Here is a 22,611-nt window from a genome sequence, read left to right as displayed (position 1 = left end):
ATTGAATTGATTCAGGAAAGCCGAGGCCTCGCGCCTCGGCTTTTTCATGCCGGGCAGGCGTCGTCATGCCCATAGTCGATGCTGCCGTCGGCTTTGAAGACATCCGGGTTTTTCGTATAGATCGGGCCGACCACGAGCGGCCTTGTCGGCAGCACGGTCTGGTCGAGATCGGATTTCACCTGGGTCTTGATAGTCTGGATCGTCTTGTCGCTGGCATCCACCAGCTTGATCGAGACGGAATAGGGGCGGTCCTTGCGCACGCAGCGCAGATCAGGGCTCTCGAGCGTGATCTTGTCCCAGAACGTATAGATCTTCTGTCGGACGACCAGAGGATCACCACCCGTCGGATTTTCGAATTCCGCGATCGCCGTCGTGCCCTCCGAGATCGGCGCGATCTTTTTCAGCGTGATCATGTAGGTGGCGCTCGCAACGCGATAGTTGAAGACGAAGAGCCGGCCGCTGAGTTCGGTTGGGCCGTCTTCGCTCTGCCGCTGACAGCCGGCGAGCATTAGGCCCGCAATTGCGGCCATCAAAAAGATCGCCTGGGTTTTCATGATGCACTCTCCTCCTTCTTGCGGCGATAATGCCGGTTTGCCTTGGCGCGGTTGCCGCAGACCGCCATGTCGCACCAGGCCCGGCTTCTGTTCTTGCTGCGGTCGATGAACAGCCAGCCGCAGTTGCGGCAGATTTTCATGCGATCCGGATCGGGCATGGCAATCAGCCGTAGCGTCGAATGCACCGTTGCGGCATCGAGACCATCGGGCGAGGCAGCCCGTCGCAGCACCTTCGACAGCGCCTCCAGCAAATCCGCCAGCATTGCTTCAACGTTACGATCGAGAACGCGTGCGCGGAAATAGCGGTCGATCGCCTCACGCAGATCGATGAAGTCGGGTTTGTTCTCCTGCCGCACCGGCAGGATATCGCCGAACAAAGCCCGTTCGGCGCAGAAATTCGCTGCCGCTTTTGGAAAACTCTCCATCTGACCCGGCGCCTCGAAACGATCGGTGCGCCGCTCGTCGTCATGGCGCAGGATGACGCTGTTGGCGACATCCAGTGCCAGCGCACCGCCGGAAAACCGATGTGGGGTCCAGGAAAAGCTCATGCTCAAATTATAACTGGTAAAATGGATTTTACTAGTTACTATTCATCGACATCCGGAGGTTCCATGGCCTATCTCCTGCAGCAATTGGCGAATGCCGTTCCGCTCGCCGCACTCTATGCGGCGCTGGCCTTCGGCTATGCCGTTGCCTTCGGTGTGATGAAGCGGGCTGATATCACCTATGGAGCCCTTTTTGCCTTCGCCGGCCAGATGTTGGTCCTGTTTACCGACGTCGGCTACACGAGGATGTTTCTCATTCTGCCGGCCGCACTCGCCTTTGGCGCGCTCATCGCGCTCAGCTATACTTTGGGAACGAGTTTTCTCATCGGCCGTTCGATCATGCTGCCGCTGTCGCGCAAATCGCCCAACACGATCATCGTCGCAGCGCTTGGCATGATGATCATATTGATGGAGACAGCGCGGCTGGCTTCCAATACGCGCGGCATATGGCTGCCGCCCTTCCTGAATGACATGGTCGTCTTCTGGGATAGCGGCGATTTCCGGGTAACGCTGACCGAGATCCAGCTCATCAACACCGCGTTGATGATTCTGATGATCCTCGGCGGAGCCTATGTCCTCAGATATACCGGATGGGGTCGTGTCTGGCGGGCGGTAACGGACGATGCGCTGGCGGCCGAGCTTTGCGGCACAAGCGCCAATCGCGTCTTCCTCTTGGCTTATATCGCCTCGGCATTGGTCGCAACCGTTTGCGGCCTGTTGGCGACCTCCTACTACGGCACAATGGATTTCGGCGCCGGCTTGATGTTCGGACTGAAGGTACTGATGATTGCCGCTGTCGGCGGCTATTCCGATCCGCTGAAATCGGCAGGCGGCGCAGCGTTGCTTGGCCTGTTCGAGACCATGTGGGGTGCCTACGGGCCATTCCTGTGGCGCGATTTCGTAATCTTCACGTTGCTCGTCCTGCTGCTGGTGTTGAGCCGGCGCGAGCGTGTGGCCCCCTGAGGACTATTCTTTATCGGCCCATTTAGCCTGGGCGTCGTCGTCCGCATCCTTGGCCGAAACCCAATCGCCTTCCTTGCCGCCTTTCGTATGTTCCTTCTTCCAGAAAGGCGCTGAGGTTTTCAGGAAGTCCATGACGAAATTGGCACCATCGAAGGCGGCCTGCCGATGCGAGGCGGCGGCGATGACGAGGACGATGTTTTCTCCGGGCGCAATCTTGCCGTAACGATGAATCGCGGTCAGGCCGCGAAGTTCGAAGCGCTCGATGGCGAGCATTGCGATGCGACTGATCTCCGCTTCCGCCATGCCGGGATAGTGTTCGAGCTCCAGCGCGCCAAGCGTTCCGCCTTCGTCGCGGCAGAGGCCGGAAAAGGTGACGACCGCGCCGATATCATGCCGTCCATTCGTTAGGCGGTCGATCTCGGTTTGAAGGTCGAAATCTTCGGTTTGAACCCTGACAAACGGCTCGGCGGCCATGGTCATCACCCACCAGTCATTGGCGGAAATAGCCCGATTTCCCGGGCGCCGGCGATCGGCTCGTCATGATCGGCATGTTCCATATCAATGGCCACACGGATCGCCTCCGGAAACTGAAGCGCCGTCTCGTATTCCTCGCCCAACGTCTTCAAATGATTCAGGAGATCGCCGACCGTGATCACCTCCGCCGGGAGCGAAATCTCTTCTTCTCCCTTGCCGATCCGCTCACGCACCCAGGCGAAATAGACGAGCTTCGTCATCATTCTTCGTCCACAACATGTTTCAATCCAGCGCGGAAATAGTCGTAACCGCTATAGATCGTCAAAAGTGCCGCGATCCAGAGCAGGACGATGCCAAGCTCTGTCGTATAGGGTAGCACCTTGTCGCCTGCCGGCCCAGCCAGCAGGAAGGCGATGGCGACGAGCTGCGCGGTCGTCTTCCACTTGGCGATGCGCGTCACCGGCACGCTGACCTTCAGCGCCGCGAGATACTCCCGCAGGCCCGAGACCAGGATCTCGCGGCAGAGGATGATGATCGCGGCCCAGAGCGACCAGCCGGCAATGGTGCCGTCGGCAGCGACCAAAAGCAGGATCGAGGCGACCAGCAGCTTGTCGGCGATCGGGTCCAGCATGCGGCCGATGTTCGAGGTCTGATTCCAGATGCGCGCAAGATAGCCATCCAGGAAATCGGTGATCGAGGCGATGACGAAAATCCACAGCGCCACCCAACGTGCGAAATCGGAACTGTCCAATTTGCCTTCGATGAAAAAGCACAGGACGATCAACGGTACGCAAAGGATGCGGCCATAGGTGAGCAGATTGGGAATGCTGTATGCGCGCGAAGCCATGGAAATCGTTTCGTTTCGTTTGTTTCGCTGGATCAAAATGGCCTTGCCTTAAGCCGTCATCTCGTTCCAGCTATTTGATTTAGCATGATCTTATCCAAAAACCGCTCCGCACTTCTTGGGATCATGCCCTAGATGACGGTTTGAGGACCTTACCGTCAATATTGTTTCCGTTTTTTCATCGTCATTGCGTGGAATTTGCGACCAGCTTTTTTTATTTCGCGGCGTCCTCGTGAAAATGGTTGTAGACCTGCCGCGCCACGGCTTCCGATATGCCTTCGACGGCCATCAGATCGGATAGTGCGGCGCGCGATACGGCCTTGGCGGTGCCGAAATGCTGCAGCAGCGCCCGCTTGCGCGAAGGGCCGATGCCGCCGATTTCGTCCAGCGGGTTCTTTACCATTTCCTTCTTGCGCCGCGCCCGGTGCGAGCCGATGGCGAAACGATGCGCCTCGTCGCGCAGGCGCTGGATGAAGTAGAGCACGGGATCGCGCGGCGGCAGGGTGAAGCTCTCGCGGGCAGGCGCAAAGAAGCGTTCGCGTCCGGCATCGCGGTCGACACCCTTGGCGACGCCGATGGCAATGATGCTGTCGGTAATTCCGAGCTCCTCGAGAATGGCACGCACCGCCGTCATCTGCCCTTGGCCGCCGTCGATGAGGATCACGTCCGGCCAGGCGGGGAAAGGTTGATCCGCAGCGTCGACGGCTGCGGTCTCCATGTTCAGGCTGCGATCCGGCTTGCCCTCTTCCTTCAAAAGGCGGGAGAAGCGCCGAGTCATGACTTCGCGCATCATGCCAAAGTCATCGCCGGGCGTGATATCGGTCGATTTGATGTTGAACTTGCGGTACTGGCCTTTGACGAACCCTTCTGGCCCGGCCACCACCATGCCGCCGACCGCATTCGTGCCCATGATGTGCGAGTTGTCATAGATCTCGATGCGCTGCGGCACGTAGGGAAGCTGGAATGTATCCTTGAAGCCTTCGAGCAGCCGTGATTGCGAGGCGGTCTCGGCGAGCTTGCGGCCATGCGCCTCTCGGGCATTGGCAACGACGTGATCGACCAGATCGCGCTTCTCGCCGCGCTGCGGCACCAGGATCGTGACCTTGTGACCCGCCTTTTCACTGAGCGCGGCCGCCAGCAGTTCGATCTCCTCGACCGTCTCCGACAGTAGGATCTGCCTCGGCACCGGCTTGTCGTCATAGAACTGCGCGAGGAACGCGTTCAGCACTTCGGCGCCGGAAAGCGACGGATCGGCCTTCGGGAAATAGGCGCGGTTGCCCCAGTTCTGACCGGTGCGGAAGAAGAAGACCTGGATGCAGGAGATGCCGCCCTCGTGATGGATCGCGAAGACGTCTGCTTCCTCGACGCCGGCGGGGTTGATGCCCTGATGGCTCTGCACATGCGACAACGCCGCCAGCCGGTCGCGATAGACGGCGGCGCGCTCGAAATCGAGGTCTTCGGCGGCAGCGTTCATGGCCTCGGCCATATGCGCTTTGACGTTCTGGCTCTTGCCGGACAGGAAGTCCTTCGCCTCCTGCACAAGCTCGGCATAGCCCTCGTCACTGATCTCACGAGTGCAAGGTCCCGAGCAGCGCTTGATTTGATAGAGCAGGCAGGGCCGGGTGCGTGTCTCGAAAACGCTGTCGGTGCAGGTGCGGATGAGGAAGGCGCGCTGCAGCGAATTGATGGTACGGCCGACGGCGCCGGCCGAGGCGAAAGGACCGAAATATTCACCCTTGCGGGCACGCGCGCCGCGATGCTTGAAGATCGCAGGTGCCCTGTGATCGCCGGTGATCAGAATGTAGGGAAAGGATTTGTCGTCCCGCAGCAATACGTTGAAGCGCGGCCGTAAGCGCTTGATCAGATTCGCTTCCAGCAACAGCGCTTCGGTTTCAGTGCGGGTGGTGACGAACTCCATGTTGGCGGTTTCGCGCACCATGCGGGCTATGCGGTTGGAATGCACCCGGCCCATCGCATAGTTGGCGACGCGCTTCTTCAGGCTCCGTGCCTTGCCCACGTAGAGCACGTCACCAGCTTCATTGAACATGCGGTAGACGCCGGGATTGTTCGGCAGGCGCTTGACGAATTCGGCGATCAGTTCCGCGCCTAGAAGGCCGGTTTCGTTCTTGCCACCTTCGTTCCAGTCGACGGGCGCGACAGGGGAGGCGCCGGCATCGCCTTCCACCTCGATGTCGTCTTCAATGTCCTCTGATTCGTCATAGAGAATGCCGCCGTCGGGCAGCTTTCGTCCGTTCATTCCATGCTCTCCGCCACATCAGGCGTTTCCCAGGCAAGATGCTGGCCGCCATCGAGCGCTATCATTTGGCCCGTGATCGAAGGCGTGTCAAAAAGAAAGCGGACGGTGCGGCCGAATTCCTCGAGCCCGGGCGCAGCCTTCAATATGAGTCCGTCAATCTGTGCCTGAAAGTCCTCTTCCGTCTGGCGAACGCTGCGTACCGTCGGACCCGGACCGATGGCGTTGACGCGGATGCGCGGCGCGAAGCTCTGCGCCATCGTCTGAGTCGCCGTCCACAGGGCAGCCTTCGACAACGTATAGGAATAAAAGCGCGGGTTCAGCGCCCACACGCGCTGGTCCACCATGTTGACGATCAGCCCCGGAACGCCTTGCGGAAGCTGCCGCGCGAAATCCGCTGCAAGAATCGACGGCGCGCGGACATGTACGGCAAAATGCGCGTCGAAAGCTTCAGCATCGAAACGTTCGGCAGAATCACCCTGGAAAACGGAGGCATTGTTGACCAGGAGATCCAGCGGTCCAAGCTCCGCGACAGCCCTTTCGATCAGCGTCGATGTCTCTGCCGAATTTTGCAGGTCAGCCCTGATCGCGACCGCCTTTTTGCCCTCTTGCCGCAATTTCGCCACAAGCTCCGTCGCCTCGGCGAGCGATTGATTGGCATGCAGCGCGACCGCAAAGCCGTTAGCCGACAAATCCTCTGCGATTGCTCGGCCTATTCTTTTTGATGCACCCGATATCAGTGCGGTGCGTAGTGTTTCCTGGCTCAAGATGTTGCCTTTTCCTCGCCATTACCCAACTAGAGCTCATATAGGGTGCCGATACACCATATGAAAAGGTGCTTCTGTCGGTCGGGCGGCGCCGATGATCTATGTAAAACTTTGGTTTTATTTCGATAAAAATAAGTATACGCGCTTTAATCAATCATTAGGGTTAACAATTCGTCTGTTGCGATCAAGCAACATCGAAATTCAGCCACCTCTGTGCCACAATGATATCATATTTTAGCTCTTCGAATTCCTCAATTGCATTCCAATTTCAGTGTCGATCCGGGAGGGACATTTAGTAATTGCTCGTGGTGCTTCGAAGTCGACGACAGTAGACGAAGAACACGGGACTGAAAGGAGAAAAGTATGCGTACTCTTATTATGACCCTCATGGTCTCAGGTTTCGCTCTCGGCGGCTTCACCGCGGCTCATGCAGCCGATGCTGTGGAGCAGATCCCGCAGCCGCCCGTTGCCCAGGAGGCTCCGCCGGCCATCAACAACTGGTCGGGCTTCTACATCGGTGGCACCGGCAGTTACAACATGGGCCATTTCAACCACAACGGTAACTCCTATGCTTGGGGTGGCTCGGCCTTCACCGGCTACAACTGGCAGCAGGGCCAGATCGTGTACGGCATTGAAGGTGACCTCGGCTATGCCGACTCCGATTCGACCCGCAATGGCCTCACCGCCAAGAACGGCGTAAACGGTTCTGTTCGCGGCCGTATCGGCTACGACTTCAACCCGTTCATGCTGTACGGCACGGCCGGTCTGGCAATCGGCCAGAACAAGCTCGAGGACGCTACCTCGTCTGAAAGCAAGACGGCTGTCGGTTACACGGTTGGTGCCGGTGCTGAAACGTTCATTACCAACAACGTCACAGCTCGTATCGAATATCGTTACACCGACTACGGTCGTAAGGATTTCAACCTCGACTCCGGCAGCTTCTCGCGCGGCTACGACGAGAACAGCGTTAAGGTCGGTATCGGCGTCAAGTTCTAATAATTTGATGGCATAATCTGACGAAAAAGCCGGGGTTCATGCCCCGGCTTTTTCCGTTTCATGCCTCTGAATATTTACGCGGCGTCCTTCGGGAAGTCCGTCGACATGGCGAGCTCCCGCCAGTCGGCCAGCTCCTTGGCGACATACTCATTCTTGGTCTCGATCGCGCCGACCGTATCGGAGCCGAAAGGCATGCGCAGCGGCGGGTTAGCCGAATGTGCAAGCGTGATCATCGACTTTGCAAGCCGTGCCGGATCGCCGGGCTGGCCGTGGTTGTGACCGGCGGCGAAATCGCGCATCGCCCCGGCAGGCGTGTCCTTATAGTCGGCAATCGAGCTCGGGCTGACGGCGAGCGAACTTTCGTCAAGGAAGTCGGTCCGGAAGAAGCCGGGTTCGACAACCGTGACCTTGATGCCGAGCGGCTGCAGCTCCGCCTTCATTGCCTCGGACAGGCCTTCCACCGCGAACTTCGTCGAGCAATAGACGCCCCAACCGGCAAAACTCTGATAGCCGCCGACCGAGGACATGTTGATCACATGGCCCGAGCGCTGTCGGCGCATATGCGGCAGCACGGCGCGCGTGACCTTCAGCAGGCCGAAGACGTTGGTGGCGTAAAGCTTTTCGATTGCCTCGGCGCTTGCCTCTTCCACTGCACCCAGCAGCCCGTAGCCGGCATTGTTGACGAGGATATCGATCTTGCCGAAGCGCTTGACGGCTTCTGCAGCGGCTTCATGAGCCTGTGCTTCGTTCGAAACGTCGAGGGCGACGGGCAGGAGGTTTGGGTGATTGCCGAACTTCTCCGCCAGGCCGGCGGGGTTGCGGGCCGTGGCGACAACGGCATCGCCGGCATTGAGGGCTTCCTGAGCGATGAGGGCGCCGAAGCCGCGGGATGCACCCGTAATGAACCAAACGCGCATGACTTTCTCCTTCGTGGGTTTGCAATTCCGTGGGTGGAATTCGCTTGCAGGGAAAAGGTAGCTTGATGGCTCTGATGAGATAATCTACTTTCTCCTCTATGAAGTGCTGAGAATATCTCATCAATGCGACGCATCCGTTCGACCGATCTGGCGATCTTCCTCGCCATTGCCCAACACCGCAGCTTTCGCAAAGCTGCGGTGGAGCTCGGCGTGACGGCGTCCGCCCTCAGCCATTCGTTGCGTGCGATCGAGGAACGGCTGGACGTGCGACTGGTCAATCGCACCACTCGCGGCGTCGGGTTGACGGAGGCCGGCGAGCGCCTTTTCGACCGCATCCGTCCGGCTTTCCTCGACATCGACGATGCGCTTGAAGATCTCGATAAATTCCGTGGCCAGCCCTACGGCAGGCTGCGTATCAACGCCCCGCGCGCCGCCGCCAAGACGGTGTTGCTGCCGATCATATCACGGTTTCTGAGGGCTTATCCGGCCGTCGAAATGGAGATCGTGGTGGACGATGGGCTCGTGGACACGGTCGCCGGCGGTTTCGACGCCGGCGTGCGGTTCGGAGAAAGCATCGCGGCCGACATGATCGCCGTCGCCATCGGCCCTCGTCAGCGGACGGCGATCGTCGGCTCACCCGAGCATTTTCAGCGGTTCCCCAAACCGGTCACGCCGCATGATCTGAAGGATCACCCCTGCATCCGCTACCGTTTCCCGAGCGGCACCTACTATCGCTGGGAGTTCGAGCGCGGTGGCATCGAGCTGGAGATCGAGGTACAGGGGCCGCTGACGCTCGGCGATCCCGACATGATATTCGACGCTGCGGTCAACGGCTCCGGTCTTGCCTTCCTTTTCGAGGCCCATGCGCTGCCCGCCTTGGAGGATGGCCGGCTTATCCGCGTGCTGGAGGACTGGTGCCCTTATTATCCCGGCTTCTTCCTCTATTATCCAAGCCGCCGGCAGTTGCCGACGGCCTTGCGCGCTTTTGTCGATTTCGTCAGGAACGGCGGTGTCCGCCAAAGCTAGGCTCCGGGGACATCAGCCCTGCGGTTTCATCGCCTGATAGTCCGGAAAATGCTTCTCGAACTTGCGTGCCCAAGTGAGCAGGTCAGCATGGTCCGCTTCCCACTGTCCCTCGAAGCGCAGTTGCAGGTAGCCCAGCATGGAGGCGAGTGCGAAATGCCCGGCATGCAGCTTCTTGCCGATCTTCGGCGGTTCGGCGTTGAGATGAGTGAGTGTGCGGCTGACCTTTGCCCACTGCCGGTCGATCCAAGGCTGGTGCTGCTTCTCCTGATCGCGGAAGCGCCGTTCATATACGATCGACAGGAGGCACTCGTTGGTGCCGTCGCAAAGCGCTTCCAACACCTCGGCCTCGGTGCGCTTGCCATCCTTGGCAGGATAAAGCGTCTTGCCCTTCAGCCGGTTGAAATGATGCATGATCGCACGGCTGTCGAAGATCGATACGCCGTCTTCCGTCAGTAGCGTCGGGATCTTGCCGAGCGGATTGTTGTCGACCAGCACGGCCGGGCCGGCATTGGTGTCGACGCGAATTTCGGTGAGCTCGATGCCGAGATGGCGGGCTGCCATCCGCACCTTGCTGGAGAAGGGGGAAGTGGGCGAGCAGAGAAGCTTCATGGAATCACCTGTGCGATGTGCGGAAGAAATATCAGTGTTCGCCCCGCAGCCAGAAGGCGCGTTGCGAGGCGAAACGGTCCTGCGCCAGCAAATCCTTCAGGGCCGGCAGCAATGCGTGCAGCTCGTCCTTCAGTGTAAATGGCGGGTTGACGACAATGAGGCCGGAGCCTGTCAGGCCGGTGAAGCCGCGATCGCTTTTGACCGTCAGCTCGGCGCAGAGCATCTTGGGAATTTCCAATGCCTGCAATGCCTCATGAAAAGCCTTGATCGGTGCATCCTTCTTGAGCGGATACCAGAGGCAATAGGTGCCGCCGGGGAAACGGCGCCACGCTCTCGCAAGGCCGTCCACCAGCCGCTCGTATTCGCCGTCCTCCTCGAAAGGCGGATCGACCAGGACGATGCCGCGCTTCTCCTTCGGCGGCAGATGTGCGCCGAGCGCCAGCCAGCCGTCGAGTTCAGTGATGCGCGCATGGTGATCGCCCTCGAACAGCCGATGCAGCCGCTGGAAATCTTCCGGATGCAACTCCATCGCCGATAGGCGGTCCTGCGGCCGGAACAGCATGCGGGCCAGCTTCGGCGAGCCAGGATAGAACCGCAGTCCACCTTCCGGATTGAGTTCGCGAACGGCAGTGAGATAGGGTTCCAGCAGATCTGCGACTTGCGGAACGAGTTCCGCCTCCAGCAATCGGCCGATACCATCCAGCCATTCGCCGGTCTTCTGCGCCTCTTCCGAAGAGAGGTCGTAAAGTCCGATGCCGGCATGGGTGTCGAGAACACGGAAGGCCTTGTCCTTGTTCTGCATGTAGCGGACGAGACGGGCAAGCACCGCGTGCTTCAGCACATCGGCGAAATTGCCCGCGTGGTAGATATGCCGATAGTTCATTGTCGGTGAAGTCCGCATGAATTGTTGCGATGGGGCAGTTTATGTCTTTTGACCGGACATGCGTTGAAATATAGAAACATCATGAACATTGCGACCCCTATTCACGCCAAATCCCGGATCGGCCACACGGCCTGTCCGCATGACTGTCCCTCCACCTGCGCGTTGGAGATCGATTTGACGGAGGATGGCAAGATTGGCCGCGTGCGCGGTGCCAACGACCATTCCTACACGTCGGGCGTCATCTGCGCCAAGGTCGCCCGTTATGCCGAGCGGCTTTACCATCCAGATCGGCTGATGAAGCCGTTGCGTCGCGCCGGCGCCAAGGGCGAGGGGCGCTGGCAGGAGATCTCCTGGGACGACGCGCTGGACGAGATCGCCAATGCCTTCGTCAAGGCCGAGGCCAAAGACGGCAGCGAATCGATCTGGCCTTATTTCTATGCTGGCACCATGGGCTGGGTGCAGCGCGATTCCATCGATCGGCTGCGCCATGCGAAGCGCTATTCCGGTTTCTTCTCCTCGATCTGCACCAACCCCGCCTGGACCGGTTTCACCATGGCGACGGGTACGCTGCGCGGCCCCGATCCGCGCGAGATGGGCCGTACCGATTGCGTAGTCATCTGGGGCACCAACGCGGTCGCCACCCAGGTCAATGTGATGACCCATGCGGTGAAGTCGCGCAAAGAGCGCGGCGCCAAGATCGTCGTCATCGACATCTACGACAATCCGACGATGAAACAGGCCGACCTGGCGCTGATCGTCAAGCCAGGCACTGATGCAGCACTTGCCTGTGCTGTCATGCATATCGCCTTCCGGGACGGCTATGCCGATCACGGCTATATGTCCAAATATGCCGACGACCCGGTGGGTCTCGAAGCGCATCTCAAGACCAAGACGCCGGAATGGGCGGCAGCGATCACCGGCCTGTCCGTCGATGAGATCGAGGCCTTTGCCGAGCTCGTGGGCAGAACGAAGAAGACCTATTTTCGCCTCGGCTACGGCTTTACCCGCCAGCGCAACGGCGCGGTCGCGATGCACGCGGCAGCCTCGATCGCCACCGTGCTCGGCTCCTGGCAATACGAGGGCGGCGGCGCTTTCCATTCCAACAGCGATATCTTTCGCATGGATGCGAGCGAGTTGACCGGTCGGTCGATGAAGGACCCGGATATCCGTATGATCGACCAGTCGCAAATCGGCCGTGCGCTGACCGGCGATGCCGTCGCTTTGCGCCATCGCGGCCCCGTGACGGCCATGCTGATCCAGAACACCAATCCGGTAAATATCGCGCCGGAACAGCGGCTAGTGAAGCGCGGCTTTGCCCGCAACGACCTCTTCGTCGCCGTACACGAACAGTTCATGACCGATACCGCGGAGATGGCCGATATCGTCATCCCCGCCACCATGTTCGTCGAACATGACGACATCTACCGCGCCGGCGGCCAAAACCATATCCTGCTTGGCCCAAAGCTGGTCGAGCCGCCGCCGACGGTGCGTACCAATCTCTTCGTCATCGAGGAGCTGGCGAGACGCCTCGGCGTTGCCGACAAGCCAGGTTTCGGCTTCACGGCGCGCGAGATGGTCGATCGCGTTCTGTCGAAGAGCGGCCTTCCCGACTACGAATATTTCCTCGAGCACAAATGGTTCGATCGCCAGCCGGCTTTCGAGGACGCGCATTTCCTCGGCGGTTTCGCACATCCCGATGGCAAATTCCGTTTCCGTCCCGATTGGATCAATCAGCCGGCCCCGAACCGGCCGCCGGAGGCTGTCGGCCTGCTCGGTCCCCATGTCGCGCTACCGGAGTTTCCGGATCAGGTCGACGTCATCGAAGTTGCCGATCCAGACCATCCGTTCCGGCTTGCCACATCGCCGTCGCGCAACTTCTTGAATTCGAGCTTTGCGGAAACGAAGACCTCGCGCCAGAAAGAAGGTCGCCCGGAAGTGATGATCAATCCGGCAGACGCTGAGGCATTGGACATTGCCCATGGTGATCTCGTTCAGATCGGCAATGTCAGGGGCGATATCCGCATCCATGCGCGCATCACGACCGAGGTCAGGCCGGGCGTACTGATCGCCGAGGGACTGTGGCCGAACAAGGCGCATGTCGATGGCGAAGGCATCAATGTTCTGACCGGCGCCGATCCCGTCGCGCCCTATGGCGGTGCGGCGGTTCACGATAACAAAGTCTGGCTGCGCAAGGATGGAGCATGAGAAAGTTCGACAAGGCGAAGGTCGAGATCGTCAGCGAGAAAACGCTTTCGGACCAATGGACGCGGCTCAGCAGCTTCGACATCGACTACACGGATTCAATGGGCGAGACGCATCGGGTGAAGCGGGAAATCTATCACCGCACGCCGGCCGCCTGCATCCTGCTTTACGATCCCAAGCGCGAAACGGTCATCCTCGTGCGGCAGTTCCGTCTGCCGGCCCATCTCACCGGCTTTCCCGGCTGGATGATCGAAGTGCCCGCCGGCTTGCTCGATGGCGATCATCCGGAGGAGGCGATCCGTCGCGAGGCAATGGAGGAAACCGGCTTCCGCGTCCGCGATGTCCAGTTTCTTTTCAAGGCATTCACCTCGCCGGGCGCGGTCACCGAGATCATCCATTTCTTCGCCGCCGTAGTCGACATGACGGATCGTATCGGCAACGGCGGCGGGCTCGCCGACGAACACGAGGATATCGAGGTGCTCGAAGTGGCGCTTACAAAAGCCATGGCAATGATCGAAACCGGCGAGATTTGTGACGCCAAGACGATCATCTTGCTGCAATGGGCAATGTTGAACAGGGCGAGCCTGAAATAGAGCCGTTCGACGGCAGTTTTTAATACTGCCAAATCAATGTTGCGACTTTCATCATGATGTCACGAATCGCGACTACCGAGGGGCGCCCGCCGGATAGGTCCGGACCACCACCATACCTTCAAAACGATTGATGCTATTTCAGGAGAAAGCCGATGTGGCTCAGCAATTTCTCGCTCGTTCTTCCCGATGAGGTCGTCGATCAGGGGTCTGTTCGCATAGAGGATGGCGTGATCGCAGAGATCCGGCCCGAGCTGGTGGAGGCTGCGACTTTCGATGGCGGCGGGCGGCTGCTGATGCCAGGCTTCGTCGATCTGCACGGCGATATGATCGAGCGCGAAATCGCGCCGCGGCCGAACGCGACGATGCCGATCGATTTCGGCATTCACGAACTCGACAAGAAACTCGCCGCGGCCGGTGTCACCACCGCCTATGCCGCCGTCTCCTTCGCCACCGAAAGCGTCTACGGTCACGTCCGCTCGCTGGAGACCACCTCGGCAGTGATCAAGGGTATCAACAGCCTGCGCGACCATCTCCTGATCGACCACCGCGTTCATGCTCGCTACGAGATCACCAATGTCGGCGCAGCGCCGACGCTGGAGCGTCTGTTGGAGGATGGTTTCGTCGACATGGTGTCGTTGACCGACCATACGCCGGGGCAGGGGCAATACAACAATATCGAGAGCTACATCCTCAGCATGTCCGAGCGGCGTTCCATGTCGCGCGAGGCGGCAGAAGAGGTCGTGGCGCGACGCATCGCGATGCGACAGGACCCGGACATCGAACACAAGCTCTGCGACATCGTCGGCCTGTCCTTGAAGCACAAGCTGTCCCTTGCTTCGCATGATGATGATAGCGCGGAAAAGGTGGCCGAAATGTTCGACCTCGGCGTGACGATCAGCGAGTTCCCAGTGACGTTGCCGGCCGCCGAAGAGGCACGCCGCCGTGGTCTCTGGACGCTGATGGGCGCGCCGAACGCGCTGCGCGGCCAATCCATGTCCGGGAATCTGAGCGCACTCGATGCCGCCCGCGCCGGCCTGCTAGGCATTATCGCCGCTGATTATCATCCGGCCGCCTTCGTGCCGGCGATCTTCAAGATTGCCGATGTCGCCAGTGGCGGTCTGCCGGCAGCCGTGGCGATGGCGACGGCCGGTGCCGCGCGCGCTGCTGGCCTGACGGACCGTGGCGAGATTGCCGTTGGTCAGAAGGCTGATTTGGTGGCCGTTGAGCATGGCGCGGTTCACCGCATCCGCGCCACCTTCCGCAACGGCCGCATCGTCTACAGCGACGGCACCCTGCATCCGCTGATGGCAATGGCCGCGTAAGGGGAATGCAGCTAGATATTATTGATGTCACCGATCAGTGATAGGATCTGCCGCCCATCGGCAACGGGTATCTTTGCGGCGGCAATTGCCTTGCCGTCCTCCATGCGCACCTTTCCCTGAGCCAGCAAGCGCAGCGACTGCGGATAAAGCTGGTGCTCGATCGTGAGCACGCGGGCGGCGAGTGTTTCGGCCGTATCATCGGTCAACACCGGCACGGCGGCCTGGCCGATCGCCGGGCCTTCGTCCATGCCCTCGGTGACGAAATGCACGGTGCAGCCGGCGATCCGCTGGCCCGCATCTATGGCGCGCTGATGCGTGTGCAGGCCAGGAAAAAGCGGCAGCAATGAAGGGTGGATATTGATGATCCGGCCTTCGTAGCGTTGGATGAAACGGCCGGAGAGCAGGCGCATATAGCCGGCAAGGCAGATGATGTCCGGCGACAGGGCGTCGAGCTGGGCGAGGATCGCCTCCTCATGCGCGTCCTTGCTGGCAAAATCCTTGCGGACGAAGGCGAAGGTGGCGATGCCCTCGGCAGCGGCTTTCGCCAAGCCGCCGGCGTCCGCCTTGTCGGAAATCACACCGATAATTTCGGCCGGATAATCGGAAGCCGTCGCGGCCTTGACCAGCGCCATCATGTTGGAGCCGCTGCCCGAGATGAAGACGACGACGCGTTTGCGGGCCGAGCTCATATCGCCAGCGTGCCCTTGTAGAAGGTGCCGGCAGCGCCTTCGTCACGGGCAATCATGCGGCCGAGCGCGACGATGGTTTCGCCTTCGGCTTCAAGCGCCGCCTTGACAGCTTCGACATTCTCGGCCGCGACGACGGCGATCATGCCAATGCCGCAATTGAAGGTGCGCAGCATTTCCTTGGCCTCGACGCCACCCGTCTTGGCGAGCCAGGAGAAGACCGGCGGCACCTTGACGGCGGCAAGGTCGATCTCGGCAGCGAGATGCTTCGGCAGCACCCGCGGAATATTCTCTGGGAAGCCGCCGCCGGTAATATGGGCGAGCGCCTTGATGGCATGGGTCTCGCGGATCGCCTTCAAAAGCGGCTTCACGTAGATGCGCGTCGGCGTTAACAAGGCTTCGCCGAGCGCCTTGCCGTCGGCAAATGGAGCCGGCGCGTCCCAGCCAAGGCCGGAGAGGCCCACGATCTTGCGTACCAGCGAGAAACCGTTGGAGTGAACGCCGGAGGAAGCGAGGCCGAGAATGACATCACCCTCGGCGATATTGCCGGAGGGGAGAAGCTGCCCACGTTCGGCCGCACCCACGGCAAAACCGGCCAGATCGTAGTCGCCGTCGGAATACATGCCCGGCATTTCGGCGGTCTCGCCGCCGATCAGCGCGCAGCCTGCCTCGCGGCAACCGGCTGCGATACCGCCGACGATCGAAGCACCCTGCTCGGGATCGAGCTTGCCGGTGGCGAAGTAATCGAGGAAGAACAGCGGCTCCGCGCCCTGGACGACCAGATCGTTCACGCACATGGCGACGAGGTCGATGCCGACCGTATCGTGGTAGTTCGCATCGATGGCGATCTTCAGCTTGGTGCCGACGCCGTCATTGGCGGCAACCAGCACCGGATCGGTGAAGCCCGCAGCCTTCAGATCGAAGAGGCCGCCGAAACCGCCGATTTCACCGTCAGCGCCGGGGCGGCGGGTCGAACGAACCGCCGGCTTGATCTTTTCGACCAGCAGGTTGCCGGCATCGATGTCGACGCCCGCGTCGCTATAGGTCAGACCGTTTTTTCCAGACTGGCTCATGCTTCCGCCTCCGATGGCCATCATTCCAATTGGAATAATTTTAATCGGGTCGCCATTGCATGACAGCAACCTTTATGCAAGGCGCTAACGTAGGCAAACCCTCGATTTCCCCCGCTTCACAGCGCTCAAAGGCCGATTTCGGACCGCAGGCTTGACCATAATTGCGGCGTCATCCTATGTCCTAAGCAAGCAGCAGACAGGCGGCGGGTAGTGGGGAAGTCGATGGAGCAAAAAGTCAGCGGAGCAAGCCTCAAGCGCCAGGTCACCTTCTGGGTGATCGTGCTCGCCGTCTTCGTTGTCTTTCTCTACCTCTTCAGCTCGATCCTCTTGCCCTTCATCGCCGGTATGAGCGTCGCCTATTTCCTCGATCCGGTCGCCGACCGGTTGGAGAAGCTGGGCTTGAGCCGCTTTATGGCGACGATCGTGATCCTGGTTGCCTTCGTACTGGTCTTTGCGTCGGCACTGACGATCTTCATTCCGATCATCATCAATCAGTTCAACGATTTCCTTCGCCATATACCGGGCTACGTGGAGCAATTCCAGCAGTTCATCACTCATACGCAGACGACGATGCTGCCGGATTGGATTCGCAGTCAGCTCGGCGCCATCAAGGACAATTTCTCCAGCATATTGTCTGATGGCCTGAGCTTTGTCGGCGGCTTGTTCGCGCAGATCTGGAGTTCCGGCAAGGCGCTGGTCAATATCATCTCGCTGATGGTCGTCACTCCCGTCGTCGCCTTTTATATATTGCTCGACTGGGATCGGATGATCGCCAAGGTCGATGCCTGGGTGCCGCGCGATCATGTCTTGACCGTGCGCCAGATCGCCCGGGAGGTGGATCAGGCAATCGCCGGCTTCATTCGGGGCCAAGGCTCGCTCTGCATCATCCTTGGTGTCTATTACGGCGTCGGCCTGTCGCTGGTGGGTTTGAACTTTGGCCTGCTGATCGGCCTGTTTGCCGGCATGATCAGCTTCATCCCCTATGTCGGTTCGCTCGTTGGCCTCTTCCTGGCGGTCAGCGTCGCGCTGGTGCAGTTCTGGCCGGATTATCTCTGGATCGGCCTGACGCTTGCCGTCTTCTTCACCGGCCAGTTTCTGGAGGGGAATGTGCTGCAGCCGAAGCTGGTCGGCGAAAGCGTTGGCCTGCATCCGGTCTGGCTGATGTTCGCCCTCTTTGCCTTCGGCGCACTCTTCGGTTTCGTCGGCCTGCTGGTCGCCGTTCCGGCCGCGGCCGCCTGCGGCGTCCTTGTCCGCTTCGCCCTTTCGCGGTACCTTCAAAGCGACCTCTATCATGGACGCTCGGAAGCCGGTAAGGCACGCAGAGCCAAGGCCGGCAATCCTGAGAACAAATAGACATGACCGACGCGAAGAACGCTGATTTGAGGCGCAAGCCGGCCGAACAGCTGCCCCTGGCCTTTACCCATGACGCCGCGAGCGGGCGAGACGATCTGCGGGTCGCCGACCCCTTGAGTGCAGCGGTGAAGATCGTCGATTCATGGCCACACTGGCCGTCGCCGGTGGTCATTCTCGCCGGCCCGGTCGGTTCGGGAAAATCGCATCTCGCCAGCATCTGGCGCGAAAGGAGCGGCGCAATCGCCATCCACCCGAAAGCTGGCTCGGGCGCCGCAGTTGTGGCCGCGAGCGGTCCCGTCATCTTCGAGGACGTCGATCGCCTGGGCTTTGACGACACCGAGCTTTTTCACGTCATCAACAGTGTCAGGGAAAACGGCACAGGCTTGTTGATGACGAGCAGGCTCTGGCCCATGTCTTGGCCAGTCGCGCTCCCCGATTTGCGCTCCCGGCTGAAGGCGGCGACCGTGGTCGAGATCGGCGAGCCGGACGAGGAGTTGTTGTCGCAAGTGATCGTAAAACTCTTCGCTGACCGTCAGCTTTATATCGATGACAAACTGGTCCTTTATATAGTCAATCGAATGGAGAGGTCCCTGAACGCCGCGCAGTTGATTGTCGACCGGCTGGACCGGTTGGCGCTTGGCCGCGGCACCAGGATCACCCGCCTATTGGCCGCAGAAGTATTGAATGAATTGGGCAATTCCGATCCGGCTGATTGAGCGATTGGTGAACTGTCACAGTTCCGTCGTCAAACTGCTATACGTGGCACATGGTTAGAGATGAGGGTAGGTGGAACATGGACTCGGCACTAACGGAACATCAGGACACCATCCAGCAAGCCCCGGAGGCCGCGCCGCCGATCAACGAATTGCTGACCAGCCCCGAGCGCTTCATCAATCGCGAATTCTCCTGGCTGCAGTTCAACCGCCGCGTTCTCGAGGAAACGTTGAACACGGCGCATCCGCTTCTGGAGCGCATCCGTTTCCTCTCCATTTCCGCTGCCAACCTCGATGAGTTCTTCATGGTGCGCGTCGCCGGCCTCGAAGGCCAGGTCCGCCAGAAGATCCTCGTGCGCACGCCAGATGGCAAGACACCTGCCGAACAGCTTGACGACATCCTGCGCGAAATCGACAACCTGCAGATGGAGCAGCAGGCGTCGCTTGCCGTGTTGCAGCAATATCTCGCCAAGGAAGACATTCTGATCGTCCGCCCGCCAGCACTTTCCGAGGTCGACCGGCAATGGCTCGCCAATGAATTCGAGCAGGCGATTTTCCCGGTACTGACGCCGCTTTCCATTGATCCGGCGCATCCATTCCCATTCATTCCGAATCTCGGCTTCTCGATCGCGCTGCAACTGAACAGCAAGAACGGTCGCGAGCCGATGACGGCGTTGCTTCGCCTGCCGCCGGCGCTCGACCGCTTTGTCCGCCTGCCGGACGCCAGCAACGTCATCCGCTACATTACGCTGGAAGATGTGGTGAACATCTTCATTCACCGGCTCTATCCCGGCTATGAAGTGCAGGGTTCGGGTACCTTCCGCCTTATCCGAGACAGTGATATCGAAGTCGAGGAAGAGGCCGAAGACCTGGTTCGCTTCTTCGAAACGGCGCTGAAACGCCGCCGCCGCGGCTCTGTGATCCGTATCGAGACCGACTCGGAAATGCCACTCGAGCTGCGCCAGTTCGTGGTGGAGTCGCTGAATGTGCCGGAAAACCGCATCGCCGTTCTGCCGGGCCTGCTGGCCCTCAACACGCTCTCCGAAATCGCCAAGGCCCCGCGCGACGATCTACGCTTCGAGCCTTACAATGCCCGATTTCCTGAGCGCGTCCGCGAACATGCCGGCGATTGCTTCGCCGCGATCCGCGAAAAGGACATGGTCGTCCACCATCCCTATGAATCCTTCGACGTGGTGGTCCAGTTCCTGCTCCAGGCTGCGCGCGATCCTGACGTTCTGGCGATAAAGCAGACGCTCTATCGCACGTCCAACGACAGCCCGATCGTGCGTGCGCTGATCGATGCTGCCGACATGGGCAAGTCGGTTACTGCGCTGGTCGAACTCAAGGCTCGTTTCGACGAAGAGGCCAACATCCGCTGGGCGCGCGACCTGGAACGCGCCGGCGTGCAGGTCGTCTTCGGCTTCATCGAGCTCAAGACGCATGCGAAGATGTCGATGGTCGTGCGTCGCGAGGACGGCAAGTTGCGGACCTATTGCCACCTCGGCACCGGCAACTACCACCCGATCACCGCCAAGATCTATACCGACCTGTCCTATTTCACCTGTGATCCGAAGATCGCCCATGACATGGCGAACATCTTCAATTTCATTACCGGCTACGGTGAGCCGGAACACGACATGAAGATCGCAGTCTCGCCCTATACGCTGCGTCCGCGCATCCTCCAGCATATCGAGGAAGAGATCCTGCACGCCAAGAACGGTCAGCCGGCGGCGATCTGGATGAAGATGAATTCGCTGGTCGATCCCGATATCATCGACGCGCTCTACCGCGCCAGCAACGCCGGTGTCGAGATCGATCTCGTCGTGCGCGGCATCTGCTGCCTGCGCCCGCAGGTGGCGGGCCTCTCCGAGAATATCCGCGTCAAGTCCATCGTCGGCCGCTTCCTCGAACACAGCCGCATCTTCTGCTTCGGCAATGGCCAGGGCCTGCCGTCCGAGAAGGCGCTGGTCTATATCGGCTCGGCCGACATGATGCCGAGAAACCTCGACCGCCGCGTCGAAACCCTCGTTCCGCTGACCAACAAGACCGTGCATGAGCAGGTTCTTTCACAGATCATGCTGGGCAATATCATTGACAATCAGCAGAGCTACGAGATATTGCCGGACGGTACTTCGCGGCGCACGGAGGTGCGCAAGGGGGAAGAGCCATTCAACGCGCAGCAGTATTTCATGACCAATCCCAGCCTGTCCGGCCGTGGTGAAGCTCTGAAATCCAGTGCGCCGAAACTGATCGCCGGGCTGTTGTCGGGCCGCAAGAAATAAACTGGACCTGCATGGTTGAATCAGAAGCCCAGGGGCGCCTTCCCGGTATAGCCCCTGTCTCCGTCGTCGATATCGGGTCGAACTCGGTTCGTCTTGTTGTCTATGAAGGACATTCGCGGTCGCCAACCATTCTTTTTAACGAGAAAGTGCTTTGTGGCCTTGGCAAGGGCATAGCGCTGACGGGAAAGATGGATGAGGAGAGCGTCGCGCGCGCACTCGCAGCCCTGCACCGGTTCAAGGCGCTGTCCGACCAGGCGCGCGCATCGACCATTTACGTCCTGGCGACGGCCGCGGCCCGCGAGGCGAGCAACGGCCCGGAATTCATCCATCAGGCCGAATCGATCCTGCAGCGCAAGGTGCGCGTGCTTTCGGGCGAGGAAGAGGCGCAATTTTCCGCACTTGGCATCGTCAGCGGCTTTTTCAGCCCAGACGGCATTGCCGGCGACCTCGGCGGCGGCTCGCTCGAACTCATTGACATCAAGGGCAAGGAGATCGGCAAGGGCATCACCCTGCCGCTCGGCGGCCTCAGGCTTTCGGAATATGCCAACGGTTCGCTCGCCAGAGCGCGCAGCTTTGCCCGCAAGCATGTGAAAACTGCGAAATTGCTCAGCAAGGGCGAGGGACGCATCTTCTATGCGGTCGGCGGCACATGGCGAAATATAGCCAAGCTGCACATGGAGATCCGCAAATACCCGCTGCATATGATGCAGGGCTACGAAGTGCCGCTGGACGAGATGATGCGCTTCCTCGATCAGATCGGCGAAGCAAGGGATACGAAGGAGCCGGCGCTGCTGTCGATCTCCAAGCATCGCCGTTCGCTACTGCCCTTCGGCGCGGTGGCGATGCGTGAGGTGCTGGCGGAGATGAAGCCCTCAGTCGTGTCCTTCTCGGCCCAAGGCGTGCGCGAGGGCTACCTCTATTCGCTGCTGACCGAGGCGGAGCGCCATAGCGACCCGTTGCTGGTGGCTGCGGGTGAACTTGCCATTCTGCGCGCTCGCTCGCCGGAGCATGCCCGTGAACTTGCCGAGTGGACTGGCCGCATGATGCCCTTCTTCGGCATCACCGAGACGGAAGAGGAGAGCCGCTATCGCCAGGCCGCCTGCCTGCTTGCCGACATTAGCTGGCGTGCCCATCCCGATTATCGCGGCTTGCAGGCGCTGAACATCATCGCCCACACCTCCTTCGTCGGCATCACCCATGCCGGCCGCGCCTTCATAGCTCTTGCCAACTATTATCGTTTCGAGGGCCTGCACGACGACGGCGCCACCGGGCCGTTGGCGACGATCGCCACGCCGCAACTCGTCGAGCGTGCCAAACTGCTTGGCGGCCTGCTGCGCGTCGTCTACCTCTTCTCGGCTTCCATGCCGGGCGTGGTCCGCAACCTTTCGTTCCGCCGCTCGCCAAGCCCGGATCTGGATCTCGAATTCGTGGTGCCCGCCGAGTACCACGATTTTGCGGGTGAAAGACTGGAAGGTCGGCTGCAACAGCTCGGCAGGCTGACAAACAGAAGATTGGCGTTTCGGTTTGAATGAAATCGTTCCCTCGCCCCGCATGG

At 60.2% G+C, this 22,611-nt stretch carries 22 protein-coding genes; 10 read left to right on the top strand and 12 right to left on the bottom strand.

All coding sequences use genetic code 11. From position 1 onward, the window contains the following. Positions 1-44: 44 nt before the first annotated feature. Both FHT86_RS09885 and FHT86_RS09880 read right to left on the bottom strand, forming a co-directional pair. Positions 45-554: a hypothetical protein gene (locus FHT86_RS09885; RefSeq protein WP_133706629.1), complete on the bottom strand. Its 510-nt coding sequence runs from the start codon at positions 552-554 to the stop codon at positions 45-47. After that, the gene (locus FHT86_RS09880) at positions 551-1,102 is read right to left on the bottom strand and encodes a CGNR zinc finger domain-containing protein (protein ID WP_133706628.1); all 552 of its coding nucleotides are present in this window, start codon (positions 1,100-1,102) and stop codon (positions 551-553) included. Before FHT86_RS09880 ends, FHT86_RS09885 begins: the two co-directional genes overlap by 4 nt. A 63-nt stretch (positions 1,103-1,165) precedes the next feature. Between FHT86_RS09880 and FHT86_RS09875 the strand changes: the two genes are divergently transcribed. Then, positions 1,166-2,062 carry a branched-chain amino acid ABC transporter permease gene (locus tag FHT86_RS09875; RefSeq protein ID WP_133706627.1) on the top strand — a complete coding sequence of 299 codons (897 nt, stop codon included), beginning with the start codon at positions 1,166-1,168 and terminating at the stop codon, positions 2,060-2,062. Positions 2,063-2,065: 3 nt separating this feature from the next. Here FHT86_RS09875 and FHT86_RS09870 read toward each other — a convergent pair whose 3' ends face one another. The 5 genes from FHT86_RS09870 to FHT86_RS09850 form a co-directional block, all read right to left on the bottom strand. Beyond that, positions 2,066-2,536, bottom strand: coding sequence for a molybdenum cofactor biosynthesis protein MoaE (locus FHT86_RS09870; protein WP_133706626.1), 471 nt, complete (start codon positions 2,534-2,536; stop codon positions 2,066-2,068). Positions 2,537-2,541: 5 nt separating this feature from the next. Beyond that, a complete protein-coding gene (moaD, locus tag FHT86_RS09865; RefSeq protein ID WP_120706312.1) occupies positions 2,542-2,796 on the bottom strand; it encodes a molybdopterin converting factor subunit 1 in 255 nt (84 codons plus the stop codon). After that, on the bottom strand, positions 2,796-3,383 hold the full coding sequence (pgsA, locus tag FHT86_RS09860) for a CDP-diacylglycerol--glycerol-3-phosphate 3-phosphatidyltransferase (protein WP_133706625.1): 588 nt from the start codon (positions 3,381-3,383) through the stop codon (positions 2,796-2,798). Before pgsA ends, moaD begins: the two co-directional genes overlap by 1 nt. A gap of 211 nt (positions 3,384-3,594) precedes the next feature. Next, positions 3,595-5,637 carry an excinuclease ABC subunit UvrC gene (gene uvrC, locus FHT86_RS09855; RefSeq protein WP_133706624.1) on the bottom strand — a complete coding sequence of 681 codons (2,043 nt, stop codon included), beginning with the start codon at positions 5,635-5,637 and terminating at the stop codon, positions 3,595-3,597. Next, entirely contained in the window at positions 5,634-6,401 is a 768-nt protein-coding gene (locus FHT86_RS09850) for an SDR family oxidoreductase (RefSeq protein WP_133706623.1), read from the bottom strand. The genes uvrC and FHT86_RS09850 overlap by 4 nt, the downstream gene beginning before the upstream one ends. Before the next feature lie 363 nt (positions 6,402-6,764). Here FHT86_RS09850 and FHT86_RS09845 point away from each other — a divergent pair, with 363 nt between their 5' ends. Beyond that, on the top strand, positions 6,765-7,397 hold the full coding sequence (locus tag FHT86_RS09845) for an outer membrane protein (protein ID WP_133706622.1): 633 nt from the start codon (positions 6,765-6,767) through the stop codon (positions 7,395-7,397). 74 nt (positions 7,398-7,471) lie between these two features. Here the strand turns inward: FHT86_RS09845 and FHT86_RS09840 are convergent, their stop codons facing one another. Beyond that, positions 7,472-8,314: an oxidoreductase gene (locus FHT86_RS09840; RefSeq protein WP_133706621.1), complete on the bottom strand. Its 843-nt coding sequence runs from the start codon at positions 8,312-8,314 to the stop codon at positions 7,472-7,474. A gap of 123 nt (positions 8,315-8,437) precedes the next feature. Here FHT86_RS09840 and FHT86_RS09835 point away from each other — a divergent pair, with 123 nt between their 5' ends. Then, complete coding sequence (locus FHT86_RS09835; protein WP_133706620.1) at positions 8,438-9,340, top strand: LysR family transcriptional regulator; 903 nt, start codon at positions 8,438-8,440, stop codon at positions 9,338-9,340. 12 nt (positions 9,341-9,352) lie between these two features. Here FHT86_RS09835 and FHT86_RS09830 read toward each other — a convergent pair whose 3' ends face one another. Together FHT86_RS09830 and FHT86_RS09825 are read right to left on the bottom strand one after the other, a co-directional pair. Further along, positions 9,353-9,949, bottom strand: coding sequence for a glutathione S-transferase (locus FHT86_RS09830; protein ID WP_133706619.1), 597 nt, complete (start codon positions 9,947-9,949; stop codon positions 9,353-9,355). Positions 9,950-9,980: 31 nt separating this feature from the next. Next, on the bottom strand, positions 9,981-10,832 hold the full coding sequence (locus tag FHT86_RS09825) for a 23S rRNA (adenine(2030)-N(6))-methyltransferase RlmJ (protein ID WP_133706618.1): 852 nt from the start codon (positions 10,830-10,832) through the stop codon (positions 9,981-9,983). Positions 10,833-10,913: 81 nt separating this feature from the next. Here FHT86_RS09825 and FHT86_RS09820 point away from each other — a divergent pair, with 81 nt between their 5' ends. The 3 genes from FHT86_RS09820 (at position 10,914) to FHT86_RS09810 (ending at position 14,949) form a co-directional block, all read left to right on the top strand. Then, positions 10,914-13,037, top strand: coding sequence for a molybdopterin-dependent oxidoreductase (locus FHT86_RS09820; RefSeq protein WP_246779419.1), 2,124 nt, complete (start codon positions 10,914-10,916; stop codon positions 13,035-13,037). Beyond that, entirely contained in the window at positions 13,034-13,627 is a 594-nt protein-coding gene (locus FHT86_RS09815) for an NUDIX domain-containing protein (protein WP_133706616.1), read from the top strand. The genes FHT86_RS09820 and FHT86_RS09815 overlap by 4 nt, the downstream gene beginning before the upstream one ends. A 152-nt stretch (positions 13,628-13,779) precedes the next feature. Then, positions 13,780-14,949, top strand: a complete 1,170-nt coding sequence (locus FHT86_RS09810; RefSeq protein WP_133706615.1) for an alpha-D-ribose 1-methylphosphonate 5-triphosphate diphosphatase — start codon at positions 13,780-13,782, stop codon at positions 14,947-14,949. Between the two features lie 11 nt (positions 14,950-14,960). Here the strand turns inward: FHT86_RS09810 and purN are convergent, their stop codons facing one another. Together purN and purM are read right to left on the bottom strand one after the other, a co-directional pair. Continuing rightward, positions 14,961-15,638 (bottom strand): phosphoribosylglycinamide formyltransferase, encoded by a 678-nt coding sequence (purN, locus tag FHT86_RS09805; RefSeq protein WP_133706614.1) that lies wholly within the window; start codon positions 15,636-15,638, stop codon positions 14,961-14,963. Then, entirely contained in the window at positions 15,635-16,708 is a 1,074-nt protein-coding gene (purM, locus tag FHT86_RS09800) for a phosphoribosylformylglycinamidine cyclo-ligase (protein WP_133706613.1), read from the bottom strand. The genes purN and purM overlap by 4 nt, the downstream gene beginning before the upstream one ends. A gap of 222 nt (positions 16,709-16,930) precedes the next feature. Between purM and FHT86_RS09795 the strand changes: the two genes are divergently transcribed. The 4 genes from FHT86_RS09795 to ppx all read left to right on the top strand — a co-directional run bounded on the left by FHT86_RS09795 (position 16,931) and on the right by ppx (position 22,588). Next, entirely contained in the window at positions 16,931-18,061 is a 1,131-nt protein-coding gene (locus FHT86_RS09795) for an AI-2E family transporter (protein WP_133706612.1), read from the top strand. 2 nt (positions 18,062-18,063) lie between these two features. Next, positions 18,064-18,777, top strand: coding sequence for a DnaA regulatory inactivator HdaA (gene hdaA / locus FHT86_RS09790; RefSeq protein WP_133706611.1), 714 nt, complete (start codon positions 18,064-18,066; stop codon positions 18,775-18,777). Between the two features lie 77 nt (positions 18,778-18,854). Further along, positions 18,855-21,056, top strand: a complete 2,202-nt coding sequence (locus FHT86_RS09785) for an RNA degradosome polyphosphate kinase (protein ID WP_133706610.1) — start codon at positions 18,855-18,857, stop codon at positions 21,054-21,056. Between the two features lie 11 nt (positions 21,057-21,067). Next, on the top strand, positions 21,068-22,588 hold the full coding sequence (gene ppx / locus FHT86_RS09780) for an exopolyphosphatase (RefSeq protein ID WP_133706609.1): 1,521 nt from the start codon (positions 21,068-21,070) through the stop codon (positions 22,586-22,588). Positions 22,589-22,611: the final 23 nt, after the last annotated feature.

It is taken from the genome of Rhizobium sp. BK313 (assembly GCF_014193655.1).
GTDB lineage: Bacteria > Pseudomonadota > Alphaproteobacteria > Rhizobiales > Rhizobiaceae > Rhizobium.
Note: the sequence above shows the minus strand (reverse complement) of the source record. Positions and strands in the feature narration are given on the sequence as shown.

Coding starts and splice junctions, on each gene's coding strand:
- FHT86_RS09835 (WP_133706620.1), top strand. CDS start 8,438: ATGCGACGCATCCGTTCGACCGATCTGGCGATCTTCCTCGCCATTGCC.
- FHT86_RS09820 (WP_246779419.1), top strand. CDS start 10,914: ATGAACATTGCGACCCCTATTCACGCCAAATCCCGGATCGGCCACACG.
- FHT86_RS09840 (WP_133706621.1), bottom strand. CDS start 8,314: ATGCGCGTTTGGTTCATTACGGGTGCATCCCGCGGCTTCGGCGCCCTC.
- ppx (WP_133706609.1), top strand. CDS start 21,068: ATGGTTGAATCAGAAGCCCAGGGGCGCCTTCCCGGTATAGCCCCTGTC.
- moaD (WP_120706312.1), bottom strand. CDS start 2,796: ATGACGAAGCTCGTCTATTTCGCCTGGGTGCGTGAGCGGATCGGCAAG.
- FHT86_RS09875 (WP_133706627.1), top strand. CDS start 1,166: ATGGCCTATCTCCTGCAGCAATTGGCGAATGCCGTTCCGCTCGCCGCA.
- FHT86_RS09845 (WP_133706622.1), top strand. CDS start 6,765: ATGCGTACTCTTATTATGACCCTCATGGTCTCAGGTTTCGCTCTCGGC.
- FHT86_RS09870 (WP_133706626.1), bottom strand. CDS start 2,536: ATGGCCGCCGAGCCGTTTGTCAGGGTTCAAACCGAAGATTTCGACCTT.
- FHT86_RS09880 (WP_133706628.1), bottom strand. CDS start 1,102: ATGAGCTTTTCCTGGACCCCACATCGGTTTTCCGGCGGTGCGCTGGCA.
- FHT86_RS09885 (WP_133706629.1), bottom strand. CDS start 554: ATGAAAACCCAGGCGATCTTTTTGATGGCCGCAATTGCGGGCCTAATG.
- pgsA (WP_133706625.1), bottom strand. CDS start 3,383: ATGGCTTCGCGCGCATACAGCATTCCCAATCTGCTCACCTATGGCCGC.
- FHT86_RS09795 (WP_133706612.1), top strand. CDS start 16,931: ATGGAGCAAAAAGTCAGCGGAGCAAGCCTCAAGCGCCAGGTCACCTTC.
- FHT86_RS09810 (WP_133706615.1), top strand. CDS start 13,780: ATGTGGCTCAGCAATTTCTCGCTCGTTCTTCCCGATGAGGTCGTCGAT.
- FHT86_RS09815 (WP_133706616.1), top strand. CDS start 13,034: ATGAGAAAGTTCGACAAGGCGAAGGTCGAGATCGTCAGCGAGAAAACG.
- FHT86_RS09830 (WP_133706619.1), bottom strand. CDS start 9,949: ATGAAGCTTCTCTGCTCGCCCACTTCCCCCTTCTCCAGCAAGGTGCGG.
- hdaA (WP_133706611.1), top strand. CDS start 18,064: ATGACCGACGCGAAGAACGCTGATTTGAGGCGCAAGCCGGCCGAACAG.
- uvrC (WP_133706624.1), bottom strand. CDS start 5,637: ATGAACGGACGAAAGCTGCCCGACGGCGGCATTCTCTATGACGAATCA.
- FHT86_RS09825 (WP_133706618.1), bottom strand. CDS start 10,832: ATGAACTATCGGCATATCTACCACGCGGGCAATTTCGCCGATGTGCTG.
- purN (WP_133706614.1), bottom strand. CDS start 15,638: ATGAGCTCGGCCCGCAAACGCGTCGTCGTCTTCATCTCGGGCAGCGGC.
- FHT86_RS09785 (WP_133706610.1), top strand. CDS start 18,855: ATGGACTCGGCACTAACGGAACATCAGGACACCATCCAGCAAGCCCCG.
- purM (WP_133706613.1), bottom strand. CDS start 16,708: ATGAGCCAGTCTGGAAAAAACGGTCTGACCTATAGCGACGCGGGCGTC.